The following is a 20,935-nucleotide window of genomic DNA, read 5'->3' as shown; positions in this document are numbered from 1 at the left end:
CATGCACGGTTTTTTGCAAACATCTGGCGATTTTCCGATGCAAGCTGAGTTACACTGTGCGGTAATTCGCTCTTTGGCGGGCTAATCGTTTGAAAGCCAGAGTGTTTCACTGATGAATTATGGAATAGGCACAATGATCAAGAAACTGAGTCTTTGCGCGTTGTCAGTCATCGCTGCGCTCCCGATGGGCATGTCCGCCTATGCTGCGGATGGAGATATGCAACTCCAGCAGGTGCTGATGTTAAGCCGTCATAACCTGCGTGCGCCGCTCGCCAACAACGGCAGCGTACTGGAACAATCCACCAAAAAGAGCTGGCCGCAGTGGGATGTCGCGGGCGGTGAGCTCACCACCAAAGGTGGCGTGCTGGAAGTCTACATGGGGAATTATACCCGTCAGTGGCTGGCACAGCAGGGCTTAGTCCAGAACGGGACTTGCCCGGACAGCAGCAACATCTTTGTCTACGCCAACAGCCTTCAGCGCACCGTGGCGACCGCGCAGTACTTTATCACTGGCGCCTTCCCTGGCTGTGATATCGCGGTCACGCATCAGGATGCGATGGGCACCATGGATCCGATCTTCAATCCGGTCGTCACCGACGGCAGCGATGAATTCAACAAGAAAGCCCTGGCTGCTATGACCGCCGCCAATGAAAAGCTGGCACTGAAGCCTGCCTTCCAGCAGCTGGAAAAAATCGTCGATTACAAATCTGCCCCGGCCTGTAACGGCAAAAAGCAGTGTGATTTGAGCAGCGGCGATAACACTTTCAGCGCGGATAACGGTAAAGAGCCGAACGTAAGCGGTCCGCTGAAAATCGGCAACTCGCTGGTGGATGCGTTTACGCTGCAATATTACGAAGGTTTCCCGGCCGATCAGGTTGCCTGGGGCCAGATCAAAACGCCTGAACAGTGGAAAGAGCTGGCGTCGATCAAAAACGGTTATCAGGATGCGCTGTTTGCCTCTCCTGAAGTGGCGCGCGAAGTGGCCGCACCGCTGGTGGATTACATCCGCAGCCAGTTAGTCGATCAGGATAAAGCCAACGCGCCAAAAGTGACGCTGATGGTTGGTCATGATTCCAACATCGCCTCCTTACTCAGCGCGCTGCAGGTTAAGCCTTATGAACTGCCGGGCAACGATGAGAAAACGCCGATTGGCGGCCAGGTAGTATTCGAACGCTGGCACGATGTGAAGAACAACAAAGATCTGCTGAAAATTGAGTACGTCTATCAAACGGCCGATCAGCTGCGCGATGCCGATGTGCTGAGCCTGAAAAATCCACCGAAGCGCGTCACGCTGCAACTGGCGGGCTGTGAAACGGATGCCAACGGCTACTGCAGTTGGGATCAATTCACCGGCGCATTGAACGGTGCTCTGCAAGGTACGCCACTGCAGCCTGCTGCGGCATCGGCTGCGGCAGAACAGCCAGCACCTGCGGCCGCAGCACCAGCCGCAGATGACGCTAAGCAGAAAGCCGATCAGACTGCTGCGGATAAAGCAGCCGCAGACAAAGCAGCAGCGGATAAAGCCGCAGCACAGAAGGCTGCAGACGCGAAAGCGGCTGAAGAGAAAGTGAAGGCGGATAAAGCGGCAGACGAGAAAGCCAAAGCGGAGAAAGCCACTGCCCAGAAAGCAGCGGATGACAAAGCCAAGGCTGATGCGGCAGCGGCACAGAAAGCGCAAGCCGATGCAACGCCGGCCAAATCAGAAGAACCGGCCAAAGCAGCGACCAGTAACTGAGTTTGCTGCTTAAAGAAAACCCCGCCGCGGCGGGGTTTTTTGTGCCTGTTAACCGGCGATGACCACTAATTTTTGGTTGGCGAACTCTTTAATCCCCAGATCCGATAACTCACGTCCGTATCCGGAACGTTTCACGCCACCAAACGGCAGCTCTGCGGAGGTATCGCTCTGCGAATTGATAAACACCATGCCGGTTTCAATCTGCGATGCCATCTTACGGCCGCGCGCAATGTCTTTGGTCCAGACTGAACCGCCCAGGCCGTAATTTGAATCATTCGCCAGTGCCACAGCGGCACGATCGTCCGCCACCACATACACCTGTGCTACCGGGCCAAAGAACTCCTGATAGTAAGCAGGATTGTCTGGCGTCAGACCGGTGAGCACCGTTGGCTGGTAATAGCAGCCGACGCCATCAATGGCGCGTCCACCAAACTCCACGCGCGCGCCATTTTGCACCGCTTCCTCAACCTGCTTCACTAAACGATCGCGCGCATCTTTTGAAGAGAGCGGACCAAGCGTGGTTTTCTCATCAAGCGGATCGCCCGGCGTGGCCGATTGCAGAGCCGCGCTAAATTTGGCCATAAACGTATCGGCAATTTTCTCATGCAAAATAAAGCGCTTGGCGGCGGTACAGACCTGGCCGCAGTTACTGAGGCGAGCTTGCGCACCCTGACGTACCGCTTCATCGATATCGGCATCGTCCAGCACCACAAACACATCGTTACCGCCCAGCTCCAGCGTCGATTTCTTCAAGTGTTTACCGGCCTGTTCCGCCACGGCACTACCGGCGCGTTCGGAACCCGTCAGCGCCACGCCTTGCACGCGCGGATCGGCAATCAAATCCGCGACTTGATCGGTGGAGATAAACAGGTTGGTCCATGCGCCTTTTGGCGCACCGGCTTCTTCTACCAGCTTTTCAAACACATCGGCGCAGTGCGGCACGATATTGGCGTGTTTCGCCAGCACCGGATTGCCGAGCGCCAGGTTTGGCGCCAGCACACGCATCAGCTGATAGTAAGGGAAGTTCCACGGCTCGACCGCGACGATCACGCCAATCGGATGGTACTCAAGCCAGGCATCGCCCACATCGCTGGCGTAGGGTTGCGGCTGTAAAAATGTCGCGGCATGTTCAGCGTAGTAGCGGGCGATCTGCGAACAGATTTTTACTTCACCACGGCTCTGGCCAATCAGTTTGCCCATCTCTTTACTGGCGATGGTCGCCAGCTCTTCGGCCCGTTGGTCAATCAAATCGGCTAAACGGTGTAGCACCTGCAGACGCGGTTGAATATCGCCTTTACTCCACGCGGAATGATAAAGCGCATCTGCGGTTTCCAGCGCCTGTTGTGCATAGGAATCATCGTGCTCGTTCCACGCTTTTAGCAGTTGGTTATTGGCTGGATTGATACTTTGATAGGCTGACATACAAGGCTCCTTGGTGATGTAAAGGTAACAAAGGCGGGACAATGCCCGCCTGCAATTCAAACGTTTTTGCGCTCGACCGTTTTATCGTCCCAGGTCAGAACATCCTGGTCGGTCTTTTTGAAGGCGCGAATCAGCACTTCATCGCTGCCTTGCTGGCTCCAGATCTGCTCGGCTAAACGTTCGTCGTAGTTGGCTACCTCAAAAATGGCTTCAGCGATTTCGCGTGAAGTGTGGCGCAGTGATGCCCATTCGCCTACGTGATGCTCTTTCGACTGTTCTGTTGTCATGAAGGTCTCCTGTTGTGGATTTTATCCCTGTAGCTTTACCGCCAGTCCGGCGACGTGTTGGCCCTGAAAACGGGCAATATCCAGTTCTTCCGCCGAAGGTTGACGTGATCCATCTCCGCCCGCCAGGGTGGTGGCGCCGTAGGGCGTTCCGCCGCGTACGTGGGAGATGTCGAAGAGTTCTTTAGTGCCATAACCGATGGGAACAATCACCATGCCGTGGTGGGCGAGGGTGGTCCAGACGGAAGTGATGGTTTGCTCCTGGCCGCCGCCGGTACCGGTGGAAGCAAAGACGCTGGCGATTTTGCCGTACAGCGCGCCCGAAGCCCACAGGCCGCCAGTGCGATCCCAGAAGTTACGCATCTGCCCCGCCATGTTGCCGAAGCGCGTGGGCGTGCCAACGATGATGGCATCGTATTGCGGCAAATCTTCCGGTTTCGCTTCAGGCGCGGCTTGGTTCACTTTGCCGCCAACCTGGGCGAAACGTTCGGCATCCATGCTTTCCGGCACGCGCAATATCGTAACTTCCGCGCCGCTCACGCTCTTTGCACCTTCTGCCACGGCTTGCGCCATGGTTTCAATATGTCCGTACATCGAATAATAGAGCACCAAAATCTTTGCCATGGTTTTCATCCTGCTGGGTGGTGAGTATTCAAAAGTATAGAAGAGCCTGCGCAGGCTGCTGTACAGAGGTTAAGCAGGTGCCAATAAGTGTCGGCTAACTGCTTGTAACGCGGCGGTAAATTTGCTTTTTCGCAGTGAAATGAGTGAATTATCTGTTTCAAATTGTGAATATCAGGCCGATCTCACCGCTACGGTGTCTATTATTTAATCAGGTGTGCGGAATATCCGCCGCCAGGCTTTTCACGGCAGCATCGTGATAAGCCCCTAATCTGGATGCTCAATCCGTGGAGGAAATGATGGCCGAACATCGTGGAGGATCAGGCAATTTCGCAGAGGACCGTGAAAGGGCCGCAGAAGCGGGTCGCAAAGGCGGCAAAAACAGCGGGGGTAATTTTAGAAACGACCCACAGCGCGCGTCTGTAGCCGGTGAAAAAGGGGGACGCAGCCGCGGCAAGAAATAGCGCGACTGACCGTTAATCCCCGGCCGCCGGGTTCGCCCGGCGGTGACAGGCATTGCAATTTCCCCGCTCTCTGAGCAAACTGACCGCCAACTGATTATTCTGGTGCGTTATGTCCGCTTCTTCTTCTCGTCTCAGCCTGCGTATTTCGCGTCAGGAGTTGGTGCTCATATTTATTACCATGGTTTGGGGTGGCACTTTTTTGGTGGTACACCGGGCGATGGCCCATTCCGGTCCGTTCTTTTTTGTGGGATTACGTTTTGCTACGGCATCGCTGCTGCTGGCCTTTTTCTTCCGTCGTTATCTCAAGCAAGTTACCTGGCTGGAAATCAAAGCCGGGGCGCTGATTGGCCTGTCGATTGCCGGCGGCTACGGTCTGCAAACCTGGGGCATGCAAACCATTTCCAGCAGTCAGTCGGCGTTTATCACCGCGCTCTACGTGCCGGTGGTGCCGCTGCTGCAATGGTTATTCCTGCGCCGTCCGCCGGGATTGATGGCGTGGCTGGGCATTTTGCTGGCGTTTACCGGTTTAGTGCTGGTGGCGGGTCCGCAGGATGGCAGTTTGACGCTGAATGCCGGTGAAATCGCCACCTTACTGAGCACGCTGGCAATCGCGGCGGAGATCATCCTGATCAGCCGTTATGCCGGACAGGTCGATGTACGCCGCGTCACGCTGATTCAGCTGATGGTGGCATCGGCCTGCGCCTTTGTTCTGATGATCCCGAATGGCGAATTGGTTCCTGCCATGTCAACGCCGTTGCTGCTGAGCGCGTTGGGTCTGGGCGCGGCCAGCGCCTTAATTCAGGTGACGATGAACTGGGCGCAACGCAGCGTTTCACCGACGCGTGCCACGGTGATTTACGCCGGTGAACCGGTGTGGGCGGGCGTGGTAGGGCGTTTGGCGGGCGAGCGTCTACCTGCTGCTGCGCTGCTGGGCGCGGCACTGATTGTTTGTGGGGTGATCGTCAGCGAACTGCGTATACGCCGCAAGAAAGCGGTGCCCGATCAGGCACCGCTCGAGCCTTAAGGGTGTTGCCGTGCCGCCTCGTTCGCCAGCGCGGCGCCGCGACGTTGTAAAATCGCGTTCAGGATGATGGCACCAAAGGTGGCGGTGCCGATGCCGCCAAGAGTGAAGCTGCCAATCTTCAGGGCAAAATCACCGGCGCCCAGCACCAGCGTGGTCGCCACCATGATCAAATTGCCATTCTGATTAAAATCCACATGGTTCTGCACCCAAATGCGTGCGCCTGCCACCGCAATCAAACCAAATACTACAATCGATGCGCCACCAATCACCGGACCGGGAATGGTGTGGATTAGCGCGCCAAATTTCGGTGAGAAGCCAAGCACCAAAGCGATCGCCGCGGCGGCCACAAAGGCCAGCGTTGAATAGACTTTGGTTACCGCCATCACACCGATATTTTCCGCGTAGGTGGTGACGCCGCTGCCGCCGATAGATCCCGACAGCATGGTTGCCAGACCGTCGCCGACAAAGGCGCGGCCCATCCAGGGATCAAGATTGCGCCCGGTCATGCCCGCCACGGCTTTAATGTGCCCGAGGTTTTCCGCCACCAGAATGATCGCCACAGGCGCGATCATCACGATGGCCTGCATATCAAAGATCGGTGCGGTGGTGTGCGGCAGGCCAAACCACGGTGCGTTGGCAAGGCCGCTGAAATCCACGGGTTTGCCGAAGCCCATCACGTTGGTTAGCAGTGCATAGATGGCCCACGCAACAATCAGACCGACCAGAATCAGCAGGCGCTGGATCATCCCGCGCGTGAATACCGCCACCAGACCAATGCACAGCACCGTCATCACTGCCATCCAGCTGTCAAACATTGAGCCGGACACCCCGTGCACCGCAATTGGCGCCAGGTTCAGACCAATCGCCATCACCACCGCGCCCGTGACCACCGGCGGCATCAGACGCTCGATCCAGCCGGTGCCGACCTTCATCACGATCAGGCCAATCAGCGTATAGAGCGCGCCGCAGGCAATCACGCCGCCCAGCGCCAGCGCCAGGTTGGGGTTGAGTCCCTGACCGTTAAAGCCGGTTACCGCGATGATTACGCCGACAAACGCCGCGCTGGATCCGAGATAACTGGGTACGCGCCCGCCGGTGACCAGGAAGAACAGCAGCGTACCGATGCCCGAAACCAGAATCGCCAGATTGGGGTCCAGTCCCATCAGCAACGGCATCAGCACCGTTGCGCCAAACATTGCCACAGCATGCTGCAGGCCTAGCACGACCGTCTGCGCAAACGGCAGCGTTTCGTCCGGCGCAATCAGCCCATCATCGGTCATGGCTGACTTTTTCTGCCAGCGGGGGAACCAGGAACTCGCCATCGTCATCTCCAGGGTGTCAGTGAAAGCGGGCCGCACAAGGCGGCGTTAGCGGGCGTCCTGCCGTAAAAGGTGATGATAGCCACGGTCAAACCATGCCAGACCGTGCGTTTCATCATTGCGTACCAGCGCCTGCACTTCGCAAAACAGAATGTCGTGCGTGCCCACGCTGACCACTTGTGCCACTTTGCAGTCAAACGACACCAGCGCGCCGTCTAACAGCGGTGAACCGCTGGCCAGCGTGTGCCAGTCAGCGGCGGCAAAGCGTTCTGCCATCGGCGTTTTGCCGCCAAATAGCGTCGAGAGATCTTCATGCCCGGCGGCCAGGGTGTTAACGCAGAGATAACCGTTGTCGCGAAAAATCGGCCACACCGACGCTGAGCGATTAAGACAAACCAGCAGCGTAGGCGGCGTATCAGTAACGCTGCACACCGCCGAGGCGGTAAATCCGGCGCGTCCAGCGGGACCGTCGGTGGTGATGATATTCACCGCCGCGCCTAAGCACGCCATCGCGTTACGAAACGCATCGTGTTCTACACCGGGTAAAACTGGCAGTTCATGCACGCTCATTGGCGGCTCCTGTGATTAGCTGGCCGCTCGCTGGGCAGGCGCAGCCGTATCGGCCAGCCAGCGCAGCAGCAGCGCATTAAAGTTGTCGGCATCGGTGACGCTCATCGCGTGTCCGCCCCAGGCCATCTCAATCAGGCTGCCGTTGGGCAGCGCCTGCGCCAGCTGCGGTGAGCAGCTCCACGGCACCAGCAGATCGTCCTGGCTGCAGATCGCCAACACCGGCTGGGAGATGCGCCCCACATGTGCGCGGAAATCCGCGCTTTTCAATGCATGCAAGCGACGCAGCAGGTTTTCCATGCCCTGAAAATGGGCGACATGGTGCGCATCTTCAGCGTTAATGCGCTCCTGATTGCGCGCCAGCCATTCCGCGGGATAGAGGAACAGCGGCTGCGCACGCACAAAGGCTTCGACGCCGACGTTCATCAGCAGATCCTGACGCACCTGGAAGCAGCGCTGCGTGTGCGCATCCAGCGAAAGCCAGCCGTTGATCACTACCACGCGGCCCACGCGCTGCGGGAAGTCCAGCGCCAGCTGCAGGCCGATTAAGCCGCCCAGCGCATGGCCGATAATGTCGTAATGTTGAATGCCGTGCTGTTCCAGCGTTTCTGCCAGTTCCGCCGCCATCATCGTCATGCTGTAGCCGTCCGGCAGCGTATCGGCGCTGCGGCCAGTACCGCGCTGATCGTACGTCACCACGCGATAATGCGGCGTCAGCGCCGCCAGCTGCGGTTGCCAGAAACCGGCGACGCCGCCTAAACCGGAAGCGAGCACCAGCGTCGGCGCATCTTCAGTGGTTAAACCCTGGATCTCCAGATGCATCACGCCTCCTGTTTGCCGATATGCGCAACGCTGGCGATTTCGATCAGCGCATCCGGTTTCACTAAGCCGCACTGAATGCAGAAGCGCGCCGGTTTATCTCCGGGGAAGTATTCGGCGTAGATCTGGTTAATCGCTGCGTAGTTGCTCCAGTCGGTGAGAAAAATCGAGTTGAAGGTCACGTCTTCCATGGTGCCGCCGGCAGTTTCGATCACCTTTTTAATGGTCTCCAGCACGTGACGCGTTTGCGCGGCGGCATCACCGACGTGCACCACGTTGTTGTTGGCATCGAACGGCAAGGTGCCGGAGACGTAGACGACGCCGTCAGCTAAGGTGCCGGGCACGAATGGCGCTATGGGCATACCGGTGCCGGGCGGAATAATCACACTTTTAGGCATGGCGAAATCCTCTTCTTATCGGTTTGCAGGTGAATCGAGGCGTTAGCTTTTCAGCGTTTCGCAGAAGGTGTCGGTATCGCTGACCCAGCCAAAAAACGTTTCGATATTGAAAATGGCCGCCTGCTGGGCAAACGCCGGACCCGCCTGATAGGTCGCGTCTTCCAGCACCACGCCGAAATATTCCAGGAAGAAGCCGTCACGCAGCGTCGATTCCACGCAGACGTTGGTGGCGATGCCGGTAAACACCAGATGGCGGATGCCACGGCTGCGCAGCATGCTGTCGAGCGAGGTGTTGAAGAAGCCGCTGTAGCGCGGTTTCGGCAGTACGATATCGCCGGCCTGCGGCACCAGTTCATCGACCAGCGCATAATCCCAGCCGCCTTTCGACAGCAGCGTGCCCTGTAACTCCGGGCGCTTGCGCATGGTTTTCAGCGCATTAGATTTGTGGAAGTTAGGCGATCCGGCATCACCGGCTTCAACGTATTGGTCGTCCCAACCGTTCTGGAACCAGATGATCTGCATCCCGGCGGCCCGCGCTGCGGTGACCGCCTGATGGATTTTGGCAATCACCGGCTTGGTAGCGGAGACATCAAAGCCCGCCAGATCGAGATAGCCGCCTTGCGTGGCGTAGGCGTTCTGCATATCCACCACAATCAGCGCACTTTGCGCGGGCGGCAGCGCGATGGCTTCCGGGCGCGCCGGCAAGGTGACGTTCGGTAAACTTGAGGTATGGGCGCAAACAACGGTACTCATCAGGCAACCTCCTGCTGGGATGCGATTAAATCGTGGCGACACTGCATTAAGGGCTGAATACGTTCACCGAAATCTTCGATGCCTTGCAGGAAGTCGTCGAAGGTGAGCAACACGCCTTGCGTGCCATCGACTAATGCAACCTCATCCAACATTCGTGCCACATTGGCGTAAGAACCCACCAGCGTGCCCATATTGATGTTGACGGCGGAGGTCGGATCGGCCATCTGGCGCACGTTGGTGTCGCTGCCAGATTTGGTGTCCTGCTGACTTTGCGTGGTGAGCCAGGCGAGCGCCTCTTCATCGGCACCGGCTTTGTAGTGCTCCCATTTGGCGCGTGCGGCTTCGTCGCTCTCGGCGGCAATGATCATAAACAGCACATAGGAACCGACGTCGCGGCCCGCTTTATCGGCAGCTTGCTTCATACGCGCGGCGGTTGGCGCGAAGGCAGTTGGCGTGTTGACGCCTTTGCCGAAGCAGAAGTTGTAATCGGCGTGCTGCGCCGAGAACGCCATGCCCGCATCGCTCTGGCCGGCGCAGATCACTTTCATCGGTTTCTGCGGCTGCGGGCTGACGCGGCAATCGTTCATGGTAAAGAACTCGCCTTTAAAGTCGCTCTGGCCGGTGCCCCACAAATCGCGCAGCACGGTGACGTATTCGGTCAGATATTGGTAGCGGCTGGAGAAGTAAGCATCGCCCGGCCACAAGCCCATCTGCTCGTACTCGGGTTTCTGCCAGCCGGTGACGAGGTTGACGCCGAAGCGGCCATTGGAGATGGAATCAATGGTGGAGGCCATACGCGCCACAATCGCGGGCGGTAAGGTTAGCGTGGCGGCGGTGGCGTAGATCTCAATGCGTGAGGTCACCGCCGCGAGTCCCGCCATCAGCGTGAAGGATTCGAGGTTGTGATCCCAAAACTCGGTTTTGCCGCCGAAGCCGCGCAGTTTGATCATCGAAAGGGCAAAGTCGAAATGATAATGCTCTGCTTTCAGCACGATCTCTTTGTTCAGTTCAAAAGTCGGTTTGTACTGCGGCGCATGGGTGGAGATCAGCCAGCCGTTATTACCAATCGGGATAAAAACGCCAATTTTCATGTGAAACCTCTCTGCATTAGACGGGGACTGCTTCACGCGCTGCGCTGCTTCCTGCACGCATCCTGCGGGCGGCGCTCCATCACAAAATTGCAAAGGCTGTGCCACATTTTTAAAAGAGATAAATAACAATGCGTTAAAAGTATCGCCTGTTCTAAACTGGAGTAATTGGTCCATTTCAGACCGTTTGGTCAAAACGTTTTGCACGTTTTTCATGCGCCGCATGGTCAAAAAAGGTGCAGGCGGGCGATTAGGCAGGAAAGAAGGCCTTTGTTATGATGCGTTGACGCAGGACGGAAGAGGTAACAGTGTGAAAAGCGATGAAAAAAAACCGGGACGCCGTTCGCGAGCGGTCGCCGCAAAGCGGGCAGCCATTCTGGAAGCGGCGTTAACCTTCTTCTCGCAATACGGTATTCACGGCACCAGCCTGGATAAAGTGGCGGAGCGCGCCGACGTCTCCAAAACCAATTTGCTGTATTACTATCCGTCGAAAGAAGTGCTGTATGTGGCTGTTTTAAAAGAGATTCTTGATGTGTGGCTGGCGCCGCTGCGCGCGCTGCAGCACGATCACGATCCGCTGACCGCGATACGTCAATACATTCGCCTTAAGCTGGAAGTCTCGCGTGATCATCCGCAAGCTTCGCGATTGTTCTGCCTTGAGATGTTGCAGGGCGCGCCGCTGCTGAAAGGTGAACTGGCCGGTGATTTAAAAGCGCTGGTGGATGAGAAAGCGGCGATTATCGAACAGTGGATCGCCGAAGGTCGGTTGGCGGGTGTGCAGCCGCAGCACCTGTTTTTCCTGCTATGGGCGACTACGCAGCACTATGCGGATTTCGCCTCACAGGTGGAAGCGATTACCGGCCAGACGTTGAACGATGCGGCGTTTTTTGAACAGACGCTGGAAAACGTGCAGCGCATGATAATTGAAGGGATCCGCGTGCGCTGATCCCGCGTTTTCAAGGAGAGTGCATGGATTCGTTATCACAACTGACGTTAGGCGCGGCGGTCACCGTTGCGGTGATGGGCAAGCGCGTCCCGCTGTGGCAAGCGGCGCTGGTGGGCGCGGTGGCGGGCACCTTGCCGGATCTCGACGTGTTTATCGATCACGGCGATGCCATCCGCAATATGACGCTGCATCGTACCGAAAGTCATGCGCTGATAATCCTCACCTTAATTGCACCGCTGCTCGGCTGGCTGGTGGCCGGTGCGACACGCAGTCGCGCGCACTGGCGCGGCTGGACGCTGGCGATGTGGCTGGCGCTGGTGACGCATCCGCTGCTGGATCTCACCACCGTTTACGGTACGCAGCTGGGCCTGCCGCTCACCGATTTCCCTTATGCCATTGGCAGCATGTATATCATCGATCCGCTGTATACCTTGCCATTGCTAATTGCGCTGCTCGTCGCCCTGTGGCGACGCGATGCTGTGGGCTTGCGCTGGAATCAGGCGGGATTATTGGTGAGTACGCTTTATCTCGGCTGGAGCATGGTGGCACAGAGCATGGCGACGCAACACATTGAGCAAGCGCTGGCGCAGCAATCAGTGCAACCGGAGCAACTACTGGTGACGCCAACCGCGTTTAATACGCTGGTGTGGCGCACGGTGATCATGACGCCAGAGCGTTATGGCGAAGCCTATTGGTCGCTGTTGTCACCGGGGCGTTCGCTGCAGATAAGCTGGCACGATCGTCAACCCGCGCTGTTTACGCCGTTCAAAGGGCAATGGCACGCCGAGCGTGTAGCGTGGTTTAGTCATGGGTTTTACGCAATGAAGCAGGAGGGCGATCGCACGTTGATCAGCGATTTGCGGATGGGGGAAGAGCCGGATTACACCTTTACCTTCAATCTGGGATCGCCGCAGTCGCCGGAGCTAGCACCGCAGCGTGAACCTTCGGTGCGTCCTGCATTGGGTGAGGCGTGGCATAAGCTGCGGGAGAGATTGTGACTTCGTGGTGAAGCGTGTTTGCTGATGAGGTGCGCTTTCTGTCAAAAAAGAAAAAGGCTGCACTTTCTTTCAAAAGGCAGCCTTAACGTAGCCGTGATAAATCAGGCTTTACGACGACGTAACAACCAGCCCATGGTCAGCATCACAAACCACAGCGGCGTGACCATTAGCGCCTGACGGGTGTCTTCCTGCAGCGTCAGCAGCACCAGCACAAAGGCGAAGAACGCCATGCATACCCAGCACATAAACTTGCCCAGCGGCATTTTGAACTTCGATTCAGCATGACGCTGTGGATGCTGCTTACGATACGCCAGATAGCTGCACAGGATGATGGTCCAGACGAACATAAATAGAATCGCCGACACCGTAGTGACCATGGTGAACACCGTCATCACATCCGGAATCAGGTAGATCAGCGCCACGCCCGCCAGCAGACACAGACAAGAGAAGAACAGGCCGGTGGTTGGCACCGCACGCGCCGAGAGGCGACCAAAGGCTTTATGCGCTACGCCTTGTTCCGCCAGGCCGAACAACATGCGGCTGGTGGAGAAGATACCGCTATTGGCGGACGAGGCGGCGGAGGTCAGCACCACGAAGTTGACGATGCTGGCGGCGGCAGGCAAGCCGATCAGCACAAACATCTCAACGAACGGGCTGCGATTCGCCAGCACCTGATTCCACGGCGTCACCGCCATGATGACCATCAGCGCCAGCACGTAAAACATAATAATGCGCAGCGGAATGGCGTTAATTGCACGCGGCAAAACTTTGTGCGGATCTTTGGTTTCTGCTGCCGCGGTGCCGACCAGCTCAATGCCGACAAAGGCGAAAACCGCAATCTGGAAGCCAGCAAAGAAGCCGCTCAAGCCTTTCGGGAACATGCCGCCGTGATCCCAGATGTTGCTCAGGGACGCGGTGCCACCGTTCGGCGACGGATAATGCATGCTCACCAGCACAATGCCGGTGATGATCAGCGCCACAATGGCGACGATTTTGATAATCGCGAACCAAAACTCCATCTCACCAAACAGCTTCACCGTAGCGATGTTCAAAGCCAGGAAGACAAAGACGCACAGCAGGGCGCTCATCCAGATGGAGAAGTCCGGGAACCACAGCTGGAAATAGGCGCTGATGGCCACCACGTCGGCAATGCCGGTCACCACCCAACAGAACCAGTACGTCCAGCCGGTAAAATAGCCCGCCCACGGACCGAGTAAATCGGCAGCGAAATCGCTAAAGGATTTGTATTCGAGGTTGGACAACAGCAGTTCGCCCATGGCGCGCATGACGAAGAACAGCATAAAGCCAATGATCATGTAGACGAAAATGATCGACGGGCCCGCGAGGCTGATGGTTTTACCCGAGCCCATAAACAACCCCGTGCCGATGGCGCCACCGATAGCAATTAACTGAATGTGACGATTATGCAGGTTACGCTGGAGTTTATCCGGCTGTTCGGCCGTAGCGAGCGCCTCTTTTGATTGATCAACCATAAATTTTTCTTTCCTGTCGAGATGTTGTGTCAGCTCTATTGGCTGTTTTGCCCGTCATACTTCAAGCCGCAGATGCGTTGGCTACGCGTGTTCACCCCAGGAACTGACTAAATTAAGCTCCCCATGATTCACACACTTGCCGCCTTCCTGCGGCTCACATTATTTAGGGCATTCGTTATGAGCCTTTGTCCAGGCAAGTGGCATAAGATAGTGGAAAGCCAACCCGTTTCGGTAATGGTTTTTCCCCCTTTGTGACCTTTTACGTGCTTTGCTCTGTCAGTAATTATTTACAGAGTTTAAAGCGCAGTCATTTTGCGTAAATCTTCAACAATTAAGCGATTTACGTCACTTTCCGCGCACATGACTTCTACACTTGTTAGTTCATTTCATCAGGAAAAGTGAGGCATTGTGCGCGCTCTGTTCGCCGTCGCGTTGTTGGCTGTATGCGGCTGGTTTAGTTTGCCGTGGTTGAAAACGCATCTGCCGCCTCAGTGGAACCCCTTTACACCGCTCAACGTTACCGATCCGCCCGGTTGGATGACGCGTTACAAGCTAAAAAAGCTGAGTGGCGATCCGGCTGCCTGCCTGGCGGTGATGCGGCAAGCCAGTGAACAGCGGCTGGTGCAGTTTCGTGCCGTGCCGCCAATGCAAGGGAATTGCCCGATTGAGCAGCCGCTACGCATCAGCGGCTACGGTGACGTCACGCTGAGCAGCAGTTTTCTCGCCAGCTGTCCGATGGCGGTGGCCAGCACCATGTTTGTGATTAACAGCGACAGCGCATTACGTCAGGCCGGTTTCAACAGTCCGCTGAAACGCATTGCCCATGTTGGCAGCTACGCCTGTCGCAATATTTATCATCGTCAGGAAGGGCGTTTGAGTGAGCACGCCAGCGCCGATGCCTGGGATATTACCGGATTTCAGCTGGCAAATGGGCGTTGGTTGCAGGTAGGAAAAAACTGGCAACAGCCTGAGGATGCGGCGTCAGGACTGCATGCGCTGTGGCGTAACGGCTGTGCGACGTTCGGTAACGCGCTGGGGCCCGATTATAACGCCGCGCATGCCAGCCATTTTCATCTTGGCATGCGCGGTTCGGGTTACTGCCGTTAGCTATACCGCAGGATTAAGCCCACGTTTTATCAGGAAATGATTAGCCGGCCAGGAGAAAATAAAGCCAATCATTATGGCCAGTTGCAGCATAAACCAGAATGCCGCCAGCAGCGGATTGACCTGCTCGTTCAGCACAAACTTTAGGGCCAACGCCATAAAGATAAAAATACCTAATTGAAAAATCAGCAGGGGGAAAATTTCGGTTTTCAGCGCCAAATATAATGCGCTGCCAAATGAATGTTTTTCAAGTTGGCGAATCGCCAGAAATTGAAAAAATAATCCCATAAACAATGAAGCGATAACGCAAATAAGCGCCTGCATCCCTATCGTCGGATTAATGGCAAAGTGTTTTAGTAAAGTGACTATCGGGATTGTCATTATATCGCCAAATATACAAGCCGCTGCGGATAATGACGTGGAAATAAATATAGTTTGCCAGCTGGCGTTACTGCGTATTTTTTGTGGAACCAATAGCGCAAGTTTTTGCTGTTGTGATGGTTTACGGCCTAAGTACCACCAGACGATCCAGCCAATAAAAGGCATATACAAACCGGTTAATGGCCAAATGATATTCATCACCGCCACCGGATGTGGATGGCGAAAAAGATCTTTTAAAATCATCAGGGCAGTGCAGACGCCCAGAACAAGGAAAGGTAATGCAAACTGGTTCAACATAGTCAGTTCCGCTAAGTTTCCCACCTACATGCGACAATGCGCCTGAGCCTTACTGAAGCACTGTCTTCCAATGCATCTTTTCACTCCGCTAGCATTAAGCGTAGCCGTTAATCAGCGTGAGAGAAATCACATCATTACTTAATGTATTATCTTAACCGCAGAAATAGGTGGGATTAACATTAAGTCAAAACTCATTCACCGTACAAACCCCTTTCACAGCAAAACAATCTGCTTTTTGCATCAATAATTTTAGTTAATGACGATGCTAAAAATTTATCAATCTAACGATCATTTTCAATCAACTGGATGATTGAAACTACTTCAGAAAAATCCTATTCTAATCTGCTGAGGAATTAAAGTTGTGAACCTGTTAACAATTAACGTGAACTTACACATTTTCATTACGTTAACGCATTGACAGTAGAAGAGTTATGCTAGCTGCTGGCAAATTTGCTCCTTTTTCAATCAATATTTTTTGTCTGGCTAATTTATTTTTTGCGTTAACACGAACTAATTTCAGAATGTAAAAGCGTGAAACAGCGCTAAGGCAATAATGACGACCGATAATTATTTCGTCTGGCGAGGCGAAATGGAAAATGAATTTCTGGCGCTAACGCAAGTGACGCAATTGAAATCCCTATTGCAACAGCAGATTGAAAAGCTGGGTTTCGATTACTTCGCTTTTTTGGTTCAGCATCCGGTGCCCTTTACCCGGCCGCGCTTGTTTTTGTTCAGTACATACCCGGAAGGCTGGGTAAAACGCTACGAAAGCGAGAACTATTATAAGGTCGATCCGGTGCTATTACTCTGTCAGCGGCCGGGACGGGGTGTTGAATGGACGCGCGATTTATTTACCGGTGCGGGCAATTTGTGGGCAGAAGCCAACGCCGCGGGATTAATGAGCGGCTTTTCCTGCTCAGCAATGGCACCAAATCGTACCATTGGTATATTATCTATTGCATCGACACTTCACAGTAAGACCCAACACTTGCGCATAGAGCTTGAGGTGAAACTGCATCTTCTGGCGGAACTGAGTTTGCGCGTGTTGGAGCGTTTGAATGACGATTCTATGGTCGTTTTATCTAACGATTTTAGTCAGCGTGAATTAGAAATCTTAAAATGGACGGCGGAAGGAAAAACGTCGGCGGAAATTTCACTTATTTTAGCCATATCTGAACATACGGTGAATTTTCACCAAAAGAATATGCAAAAGCGTTTTAATGTTTCCAATAAAACGCAGATTGCCTGTTATGCCGCTGCGGTTGGCCTGATATAGCGAAAAAGCAACTACTAATTTTAGTAGTTCCTTCTCCCGTGTCAGTTGTCTACCCTGCGCGCAACGTTGCCAGGCTGGCTCAAAGAAATCATTGCATACATGGGGATGTCAGAGGCGCATGATGAAAGTAATTCAAACACAGCTTAAGGATATGCCGTCCTCACTGTTGGCAGAACTGGGAACGTATCGCTATAGCGTGTTTGCGCGCGGCGAAGGGTGGTCGATTCCACCGCGATTGAGTACGCCAGGGCAAGAGTACGATCGTTTTGATCGTTCGGATGTCACCTGGTTGATTGCCTGGAACGCTCGTCAGGGTATTTGCGGCTGCGCACGTCTGTTGCCGTGGCATGAACCTGAGGTGCCGGAAGGTTTTATTCTGCCTTTCGATCAGGAAAAGGTATGGGAAATGTCGCGCTTCTCGGCGCGCCTTGAGGTGGACGCGGAGCTACCGCTGAGTATTTTGTGGCACTCGGTGCAATTAGCAGAACTGAGCGGCATGGAGTATTTGATCAGTTCGGCGACGCCAATGCTTGAGAAGATGTTCGAACAGCATCAGGTAGTCTACGAGCCGCTCTCACCGGGCTTGATCCAATCTGAAGACAATCTGTTTGCCATTCGCATTCCGGTTGATCAACCGGCGCTGGCGGAGAAATATCGGGGTACACGACGCTTTAGCCCGGAAGAGGTGCTGCCGTCGCTGGGTGTTTCAGTAAACTGGCAATCACACAGCTAAATACCCCGCGCATTTCGCGCGGGGCACATCGCTTATTGACGGTAAGCGGTTTTGATCTGACGAATTGTATTATTAAACACTTCCGCCTGCGGCTTATCGCCTAACGAAGCTTGCACATAACGCTCCATGTTGATGATCACCTTACCGGCATCGGCTTGACCCATTCCTTTCAGAATCAGCGTCACCATCATTTTCAGACAGGCGACTTCGTCGGCCAGCGCCTGCGTGTCTCGTGAAGTTGCGAAATCTTCATCACTCATAATTGACTCCTTGGGGGTATTACTCAATGTTGACACATTCTTCCTGTGCGTAAGAAAGAGAGTATATCATAGGGTTTTCAGATGAATTTTAATGAAGCGAAGCGGTAAAAGTCAGACCGCTTTTTAATTGCGCATTGCGCTATTTGTCAGCAACCAGAATTGGCGTTTAGCTGTTATTTACCAGGCGATCGGAATGCGACAATAAAATCGAGCTATAAATTATAACTTAATGATATTAATAACAATTTAACTTATCTCATTTTGCATCTCATTGCCCTTTGCAGTAAAAGCTGGATCAAAGAAATGTTATTGATTTGCATCAGTTCATTTGAGATTTATCTGTGACTGTAGATGTTTTTTCCACCTGAAAACCGGTAAGATGACCGTTCTGAAATATATTTCCCTTTCTTAACCTGCGGAGTACGTCCCGTTGATCAGCCTGCTTCTTGTTGATGACCATGAACTGGTACGCGCCGGTATTCGCCGCATTCTGGAAGATATGAAAGGCCTCGTTATTGCGGGTGAAGCGGCGTGCGGTGAAGACGCCGTGAAATGGTGCCGCAGCAATCCGGTTGACGTAGTGCTGATGGACATGAACATGCCCGGTATTGGCGGCCTGGAAGCGACACGCAAAATTGTGCGCTTTAACCCGGATATCCGCATCATCATGCTCACCATTCATACTGAAAATCCACTGCCGGCGAAGGTGATGCAGGCGGGCGCAGCGGGTTATCTCAGTAAAGGCGCCGCGCCGCAGGAAGTGGTGAGTGCGATTCGCTCGGTGCATTCAGGGCAACGCTATATCGCTTCGGATATTGCCCAGCAAATGGCACTCAGCCAGATCGAACCGCAAAAAGCCGAATCCCCCTTCAGCTGTTTGTCGGAAAGGGAATTGCAGATTATGCTGATGATCACACGCGGGCAGAAAGTGACGGAAATTTCCGAACAACTCAGTCTCAGCCCTAAAACCGTTAACAGTTACCGCTATCGCATGTTCAGCAAGTTGAATATCAGTGGCGACGTCGAGTTAACGCATTTGGCCATTCGACATGGCTTGTTCAATGCGGAGCCATTAATCAGTAGTGAGTGACGTTTTCGATTCCAAAGCCTTTCTCAGCACCGTGACCAGCCAACCCGGCGTCTACCGTATGTACGATGCGACCGGCACGGTGATCTATGTTGGTAAAGCCAAAGACCTCAAAAAGCGCCTGACCAGCTACTTCCGTACGCAGGTGGGCAGTCGCAAAACTGAAGTTCTGGTCAGCAACATTCAGAACATCGACGTCACCGTGACGCACACCGAAACGGAAGCGCTGCTGCTGGAGCATAACTACATCAAGCTCTACCAGCCGCGCTATAACGTGCTGCTGCGCGATGACAAATCCTATCCTTACATTTTCCTCAGTGGCGATAGCCATCCGCGTCTGGCGATGCACCGTGGCGCGAAGCACGCCAAAGGCGAATACTTTGGCCCGTTTCCGAACGGCTATGCGGTACGTGAAACCCTCGCGCTGCTGCAGAAGGTATTCCCGATTCGCCAGTGTGAAAACAGCGTGTATCGCAACCGCTCGCGCCCGTGTTTGCAGTATCAAATTGGCCGCTGCCTTGGACCCTGCGTTTCCGGCTTGGTTAGCGAAGAGGAGTATGCGCAGCAAACCGATTACGTGCGTTTGTTCCTCGCGGGGAAAGATGATCAGGTGATTAATCAGCTGGTCAAGCGCATGGAAAATGCCAGTGAGGAACTGCGTTTTGAAGAGGCCGGGATTTTACGCGACCAGATTCAAGCGGTAAGACGCGTAACCGAGCGGCAATTTGTCTCCAATCAGGGTGAAGACCTGGATGTGATGGGCGTGGCCTTTGATGCTGGCATGGCTTGCTTGCACGTGCTGTTTATCCGTCAGGGCAAAGTGCTCGGCAGCCGCAGCTACTTCCCGAAAGTACCTGCCGATACCGAACTGACCGAAGTGGTACAAACCTTTGTCGGGCAGTTCTATCTGCAAGGCAGTGAAGCGCGCACTTTGCCGGCGGAAATTCTGCTGGACTTTACACTACCGGAACGTGAGCTGCTGGCGGAATCGCTGAGCGCGCTGGCGGGACGTAAAGTGAACATTCAAAGTAAGCCGCGTGGTGACCGTGCACGCTACCTGAAACTGGCGCGCACCAATGCGGCAACGGCACTGACTACCAAGCTGTCGCAGCATTCGACCATTCAGCAGCGTCTGGCGGCGCTGGCGACGTTCCTTGAGCTCGACACCATTCATCGCATGGAGTGCTTCGACATCAGCCACACCATGGGCGAGCAGACCATTGCGTCGTGCGTGGTGTTCAACCGTGATGGTCCGCTGCGTTCGGATTACCGACGCTACAACATTGAGGGCATCACGCCGGGCGATGATTACGCGGCGATGAATCAGGTGCTGCGCCGTCGTTACGGCAAAGCGCTGGAAGAGGACAAAATCCCCGACGTGATCATCATCGACGGCGGTAAAGGTCAGTTAGCGCAGGCGAAACAGGTTTTCGCCGAGTTGAATGTACCCTGGGATAAAGATCGTCCGATTTTACTCGGCGTGGCGAAGGGTAGCGATCGTAAAGCCGGGCTGGAAACGCTGTTCTTTGAAGCGGAAGGTGAGGGCGTTTCCTTACCGCCGGACTCGCCTGCGCTGCATGTGATTCAGCATATTCGTGATGACTCTCACAATCATGCGATTTCAGGTCACCGGAAAAAACGCGCCAAAGTGAAGAACACCAGTGCGTTGGAAAGTATTGAAGGCGTGGGGCCCAAAAGGCGCCAGCAGCTGCTCAAGTATATGGGGGGCCTGCAACCGTTGATGAATGCCAGCGTCGAAGAGATTGCCAAAGTGCCGGGAATTTCCACCGCGCTGGCGGAAAAAATCTACTACTCACTGAAACACTAACGTTGAAAGAGGGGGGGCAATGTAGCAACATACATGAA

The 20,935-nt window shown here is 54.6% G+C and carries 22 protein-coding genes; 10 read left to right on the top strand and 12 right to left on the bottom strand.

The genetic code is table 11. The annotated features are described in order from the left end of the window. Nucleotides 1-133 precede the first annotated feature (133 nt). Complete coding sequence (gene agp, locus KVT28_RS04940) at nucleotides 134-1,735, top strand: bifunctional glucose-1-phosphatase/inositol phosphatase (RefSeq protein WP_217547032.1); 1,602 nt, start codon at nucleotides 134-136, stop codon at nucleotides 1,733-1,735. 48 nt (nucleotides 1,736-1,783) lie between these two features. On the opposite strand, the gene KVT28_RS04935 is transcribed toward agp, so the two are convergent. The 3 genes from KVT28_RS04935 to wrbA are packed head-to-tail and all read right to left on the bottom strand — an operon-like array spanning nucleotide 1,784 to nucleotide 4,065. Continuing rightward, nucleotides 1,784-3,157 carry an NAD-dependent succinate-semialdehyde dehydrogenase gene (locus KVT28_RS04935; RefSeq protein WP_217547030.1) on the bottom strand — a complete coding sequence of 458 codons (1,374 nt, stop codon included), beginning with the start codon at nucleotides 3,155-3,157 and terminating at the stop codon, nucleotides 1,784-1,786. 56 nt (nucleotides 3,158-3,213) lie between these two features. Continuing rightward, complete coding sequence (locus KVT28_RS04930) at nucleotides 3,214-3,444, bottom strand: YccJ family protein (RefSeq protein ID WP_007887329.1); 231 nt, start codon at nucleotides 3,442-3,444, stop codon at nucleotides 3,214-3,216. 21 nt (nucleotides 3,445-3,465) lie between these two features. Continuing rightward, a complete protein-coding gene (gene wrbA, locus KVT28_RS04925; RefSeq protein ID WP_217547028.1) occupies nucleotides 3,466-4,065 on the bottom strand; it encodes an NAD(P)H:quinone oxidoreductase in 600 nt (199 codons plus the stop codon). 296 nt (nucleotides 4,066-4,361) lie between these two features. Here wrbA and KVT28_RS04920 point away from each other — a divergent pair, with 296 nt between their 5' ends. Both KVT28_RS04920 and KVT28_RS04915 read left to right on the top strand, forming a co-directional pair. Further along, complete coding sequence (locus tag KVT28_RS04920) at nucleotides 4,362-4,526, top strand: general stress protein (protein ID WP_061717065.1); 165 nt, start codon at nucleotides 4,362-4,364, stop codon at nucleotides 4,524-4,526. Nucleotides 4,527-4,635: 109 nt separating this feature from the next. Further along, nucleotides 4,636-5,550 (top strand): DMT family transporter, encoded by a 915-nt coding sequence (locus KVT28_RS04915; RefSeq protein ID WP_217547026.1) that lies wholly within the window; start codon nucleotides 4,636-4,638, stop codon nucleotides 5,548-5,550. Here KVT28_RS04915 and rutG read toward each other — a convergent pair. The 6 genes from rutG to rutA are packed head-to-tail and all read right to left on the bottom strand — an operon-like array spanning nucleotide 5,547 to nucleotide 10,497. Continuing rightward, complete coding sequence (gene rutG / locus KVT28_RS04910; RefSeq protein ID WP_110865877.1) at nucleotides 5,547-6,872, bottom strand: pyrimidine utilization transport protein G; 1,326 nt, start codon at nucleotides 6,870-6,872, stop codon at nucleotides 5,547-5,549. The two genes, KVT28_RS04915 and rutG, sit on opposite strands and share 4 nt — an antisense overlap. 45 nt (nucleotides 6,873-6,917) lie before the next feature. Beyond that, complete coding sequence (rutF, locus tag KVT28_RS04905; RefSeq protein ID WP_217547024.1) at nucleotides 6,918-7,439, bottom strand: NADH-dependent FMN reductase RutF; 522 nt, start codon at nucleotides 7,437-7,439, stop codon at nucleotides 6,918-6,920. 15 nt (nucleotides 7,440-7,454) lie between these two features. Continuing rightward, nucleotides 7,455-8,258 carry a pyrimidine utilization protein D gene (gene rutD, locus KVT28_RS04900; protein ID WP_101760906.1) on the bottom strand — a complete coding sequence of 268 codons (804 nt, stop codon included), beginning with the start codon at nucleotides 8,256-8,258 and terminating at the stop codon, nucleotides 7,455-7,457. Further along, entirely contained in the window at nucleotides 8,258-8,653 is a 396-nt protein-coding gene (gene rutC, locus KVT28_RS04895) for a pyrimidine utilization protein C (protein WP_101760905.1), read from the bottom strand. Before rutC ends, rutD begins: the two co-directional genes overlap by 1 nt. A 42-nt stretch (nucleotides 8,654-8,695) precedes the next feature. Beyond that, complete coding sequence (gene rutB, locus KVT28_RS04890; RefSeq protein WP_110865881.1) at nucleotides 8,696-9,406, bottom strand: pyrimidine utilization protein B; 711 nt, start codon at nucleotides 9,404-9,406, stop codon at nucleotides 8,696-8,698. Continuing rightward, on the bottom strand, nucleotides 9,406-10,497 hold the full coding sequence (gene rutA / locus KVT28_RS04885) for a pyrimidine utilization protein A (RefSeq protein WP_049851054.1): 1,092 nt from the start codon (nucleotides 10,495-10,497) through the stop codon (nucleotides 9,406-9,408). Before rutA ends, rutB begins: the two co-directional genes overlap by 1 nt. A 307-nt stretch (nucleotides 10,498-10,804) precedes the next feature. Here rutA and rutR point away from each other — a divergent pair, with 307 nt between their 5' ends. Together rutR and KVT28_RS04875 are read left to right on the top strand one after the other, a co-directional pair. Next, nucleotides 10,805-11,440, top strand: coding sequence for an HTH-type transcriptional regulator RutR (gene rutR, locus KVT28_RS04880; RefSeq protein WP_110865882.1), 636 nt, complete (start codon nucleotides 10,805-10,807; stop codon nucleotides 11,438-11,440). 23 nt (nucleotides 11,441-11,463) lie between these two features. Further along, nucleotides 11,464-12,438 carry a metal-dependent hydrolase gene (locus KVT28_RS04875; RefSeq protein WP_101760902.1) on the top strand — a complete coding sequence of 325 codons (975 nt, stop codon included), beginning with the start codon at nucleotides 11,464-11,466 and terminating at the stop codon, nucleotides 12,436-12,438. A 101-nt stretch (nucleotides 12,439-12,539) separates the two neighbouring features. Here the strand turns inward: KVT28_RS04875 and cycA are convergent, their stop codons facing one another. Then, nucleotides 12,540-13,931, bottom strand: coding sequence for a D-serine/D-alanine/glycine transporter (cycA, locus tag KVT28_RS04870; RefSeq protein ID WP_101760901.1), 1,392 nt, complete (start codon nucleotides 13,929-13,931; stop codon nucleotides 12,540-12,542). 408 nt (nucleotides 13,932-14,339) lie between these two features. Here cycA and KVT28_RS04865 point away from each other — a divergent pair, with 408 nt between their 5' ends. Further along, entirely contained in the window at nucleotides 14,340-15,038 is a 699-nt protein-coding gene (locus KVT28_RS04865) for an extensin family protein (protein ID WP_217547021.1), read from the top strand. On the opposite strand, the gene KVT28_RS04860 is transcribed toward KVT28_RS04865, so the two are convergent. Next, nucleotides 15,039-15,713, bottom strand: a complete 675-nt coding sequence (locus tag KVT28_RS04860) for a DUF4396 domain-containing protein (protein ID WP_217547019.1) — start codon at nucleotides 15,711-15,713, stop codon at nucleotides 15,039-15,041. Between the two features lie 553 nt (nucleotides 15,714-16,266). Here KVT28_RS04860 and sdiA point away from each other — a divergent pair. Both sdiA and KVT28_RS04850 read left to right on the top strand, forming a co-directional pair. Next, the gene (sdiA, locus tag KVT28_RS04855) at nucleotides 16,267-16,989 is read left to right on the top strand and encodes a transcriptional regulator SdiA (protein WP_101760898.1); all 723 of its coding nucleotides are present in this window, start codon (nucleotides 16,267-16,269) and stop codon (nucleotides 16,987-16,989) included. Nucleotides 16,990-17,110: 121 nt separating this feature from the next. Further along, a complete protein-coding gene (locus tag KVT28_RS04850) occupies nucleotides 17,111-17,722 on the top strand; it encodes an acyl-homoserine-lactone synthase (RefSeq protein WP_101760897.1) in 612 nt (203 codons plus the stop codon). A gap of 32 nt (nucleotides 17,723-17,754) precedes the next feature. Here KVT28_RS04850 and KVT28_RS04845 read toward each other — a convergent pair whose 3' ends face one another. After that, nucleotides 17,755-17,982, bottom strand: a complete 228-nt coding sequence (locus tag KVT28_RS04845; RefSeq protein WP_007887303.1) for a DUF2594 family protein — start codon at nucleotides 17,980-17,982, stop codon at nucleotides 17,755-17,757. 430 nt (nucleotides 17,983-18,412) lie between these two features. Here KVT28_RS04845 and uvrY point away from each other — a divergent pair, with 430 nt between their 5' ends. Together uvrY and uvrC are read left to right on the top strand one after the other, a co-directional pair. Then, nucleotides 18,413-19,072: a UvrY/SirA/GacA family response regulator transcription factor gene (gene uvrY / locus KVT28_RS04840; RefSeq protein WP_008102320.1), complete on the top strand. Its 660-nt coding sequence runs from the start codon at nucleotides 18,413-18,415 to the stop codon at nucleotides 19,070-19,072. Further along, nucleotides 19,065-20,897: an excinuclease ABC subunit UvrC gene (uvrC, locus tag KVT28_RS04835; protein WP_101760896.1), complete on the top strand. Its 1,833-nt coding sequence runs from the start codon at nucleotides 19,065-19,067 to the stop codon at nucleotides 20,895-20,897. The genes uvrY and uvrC overlap by 8 nt, the downstream gene beginning before the upstream one ends. Nucleotides 20,898-20,935: the final 38 nt, after the last annotated feature.

Source organism: Pantoea sp. GbtcB22 (assembly GCF_019091025.1).
In the GTDB taxonomy this organism is placed as follows: Bacteria; Pseudomonadota; Gammaproteobacteria; order Enterobacterales; family Enterobacteriaceae; genus Pantoea; species Pantoea leporis.
Note: the sequence above shows the minus strand (reverse complement) of the source record. Positions and strands in the feature narration are given on the sequence as shown.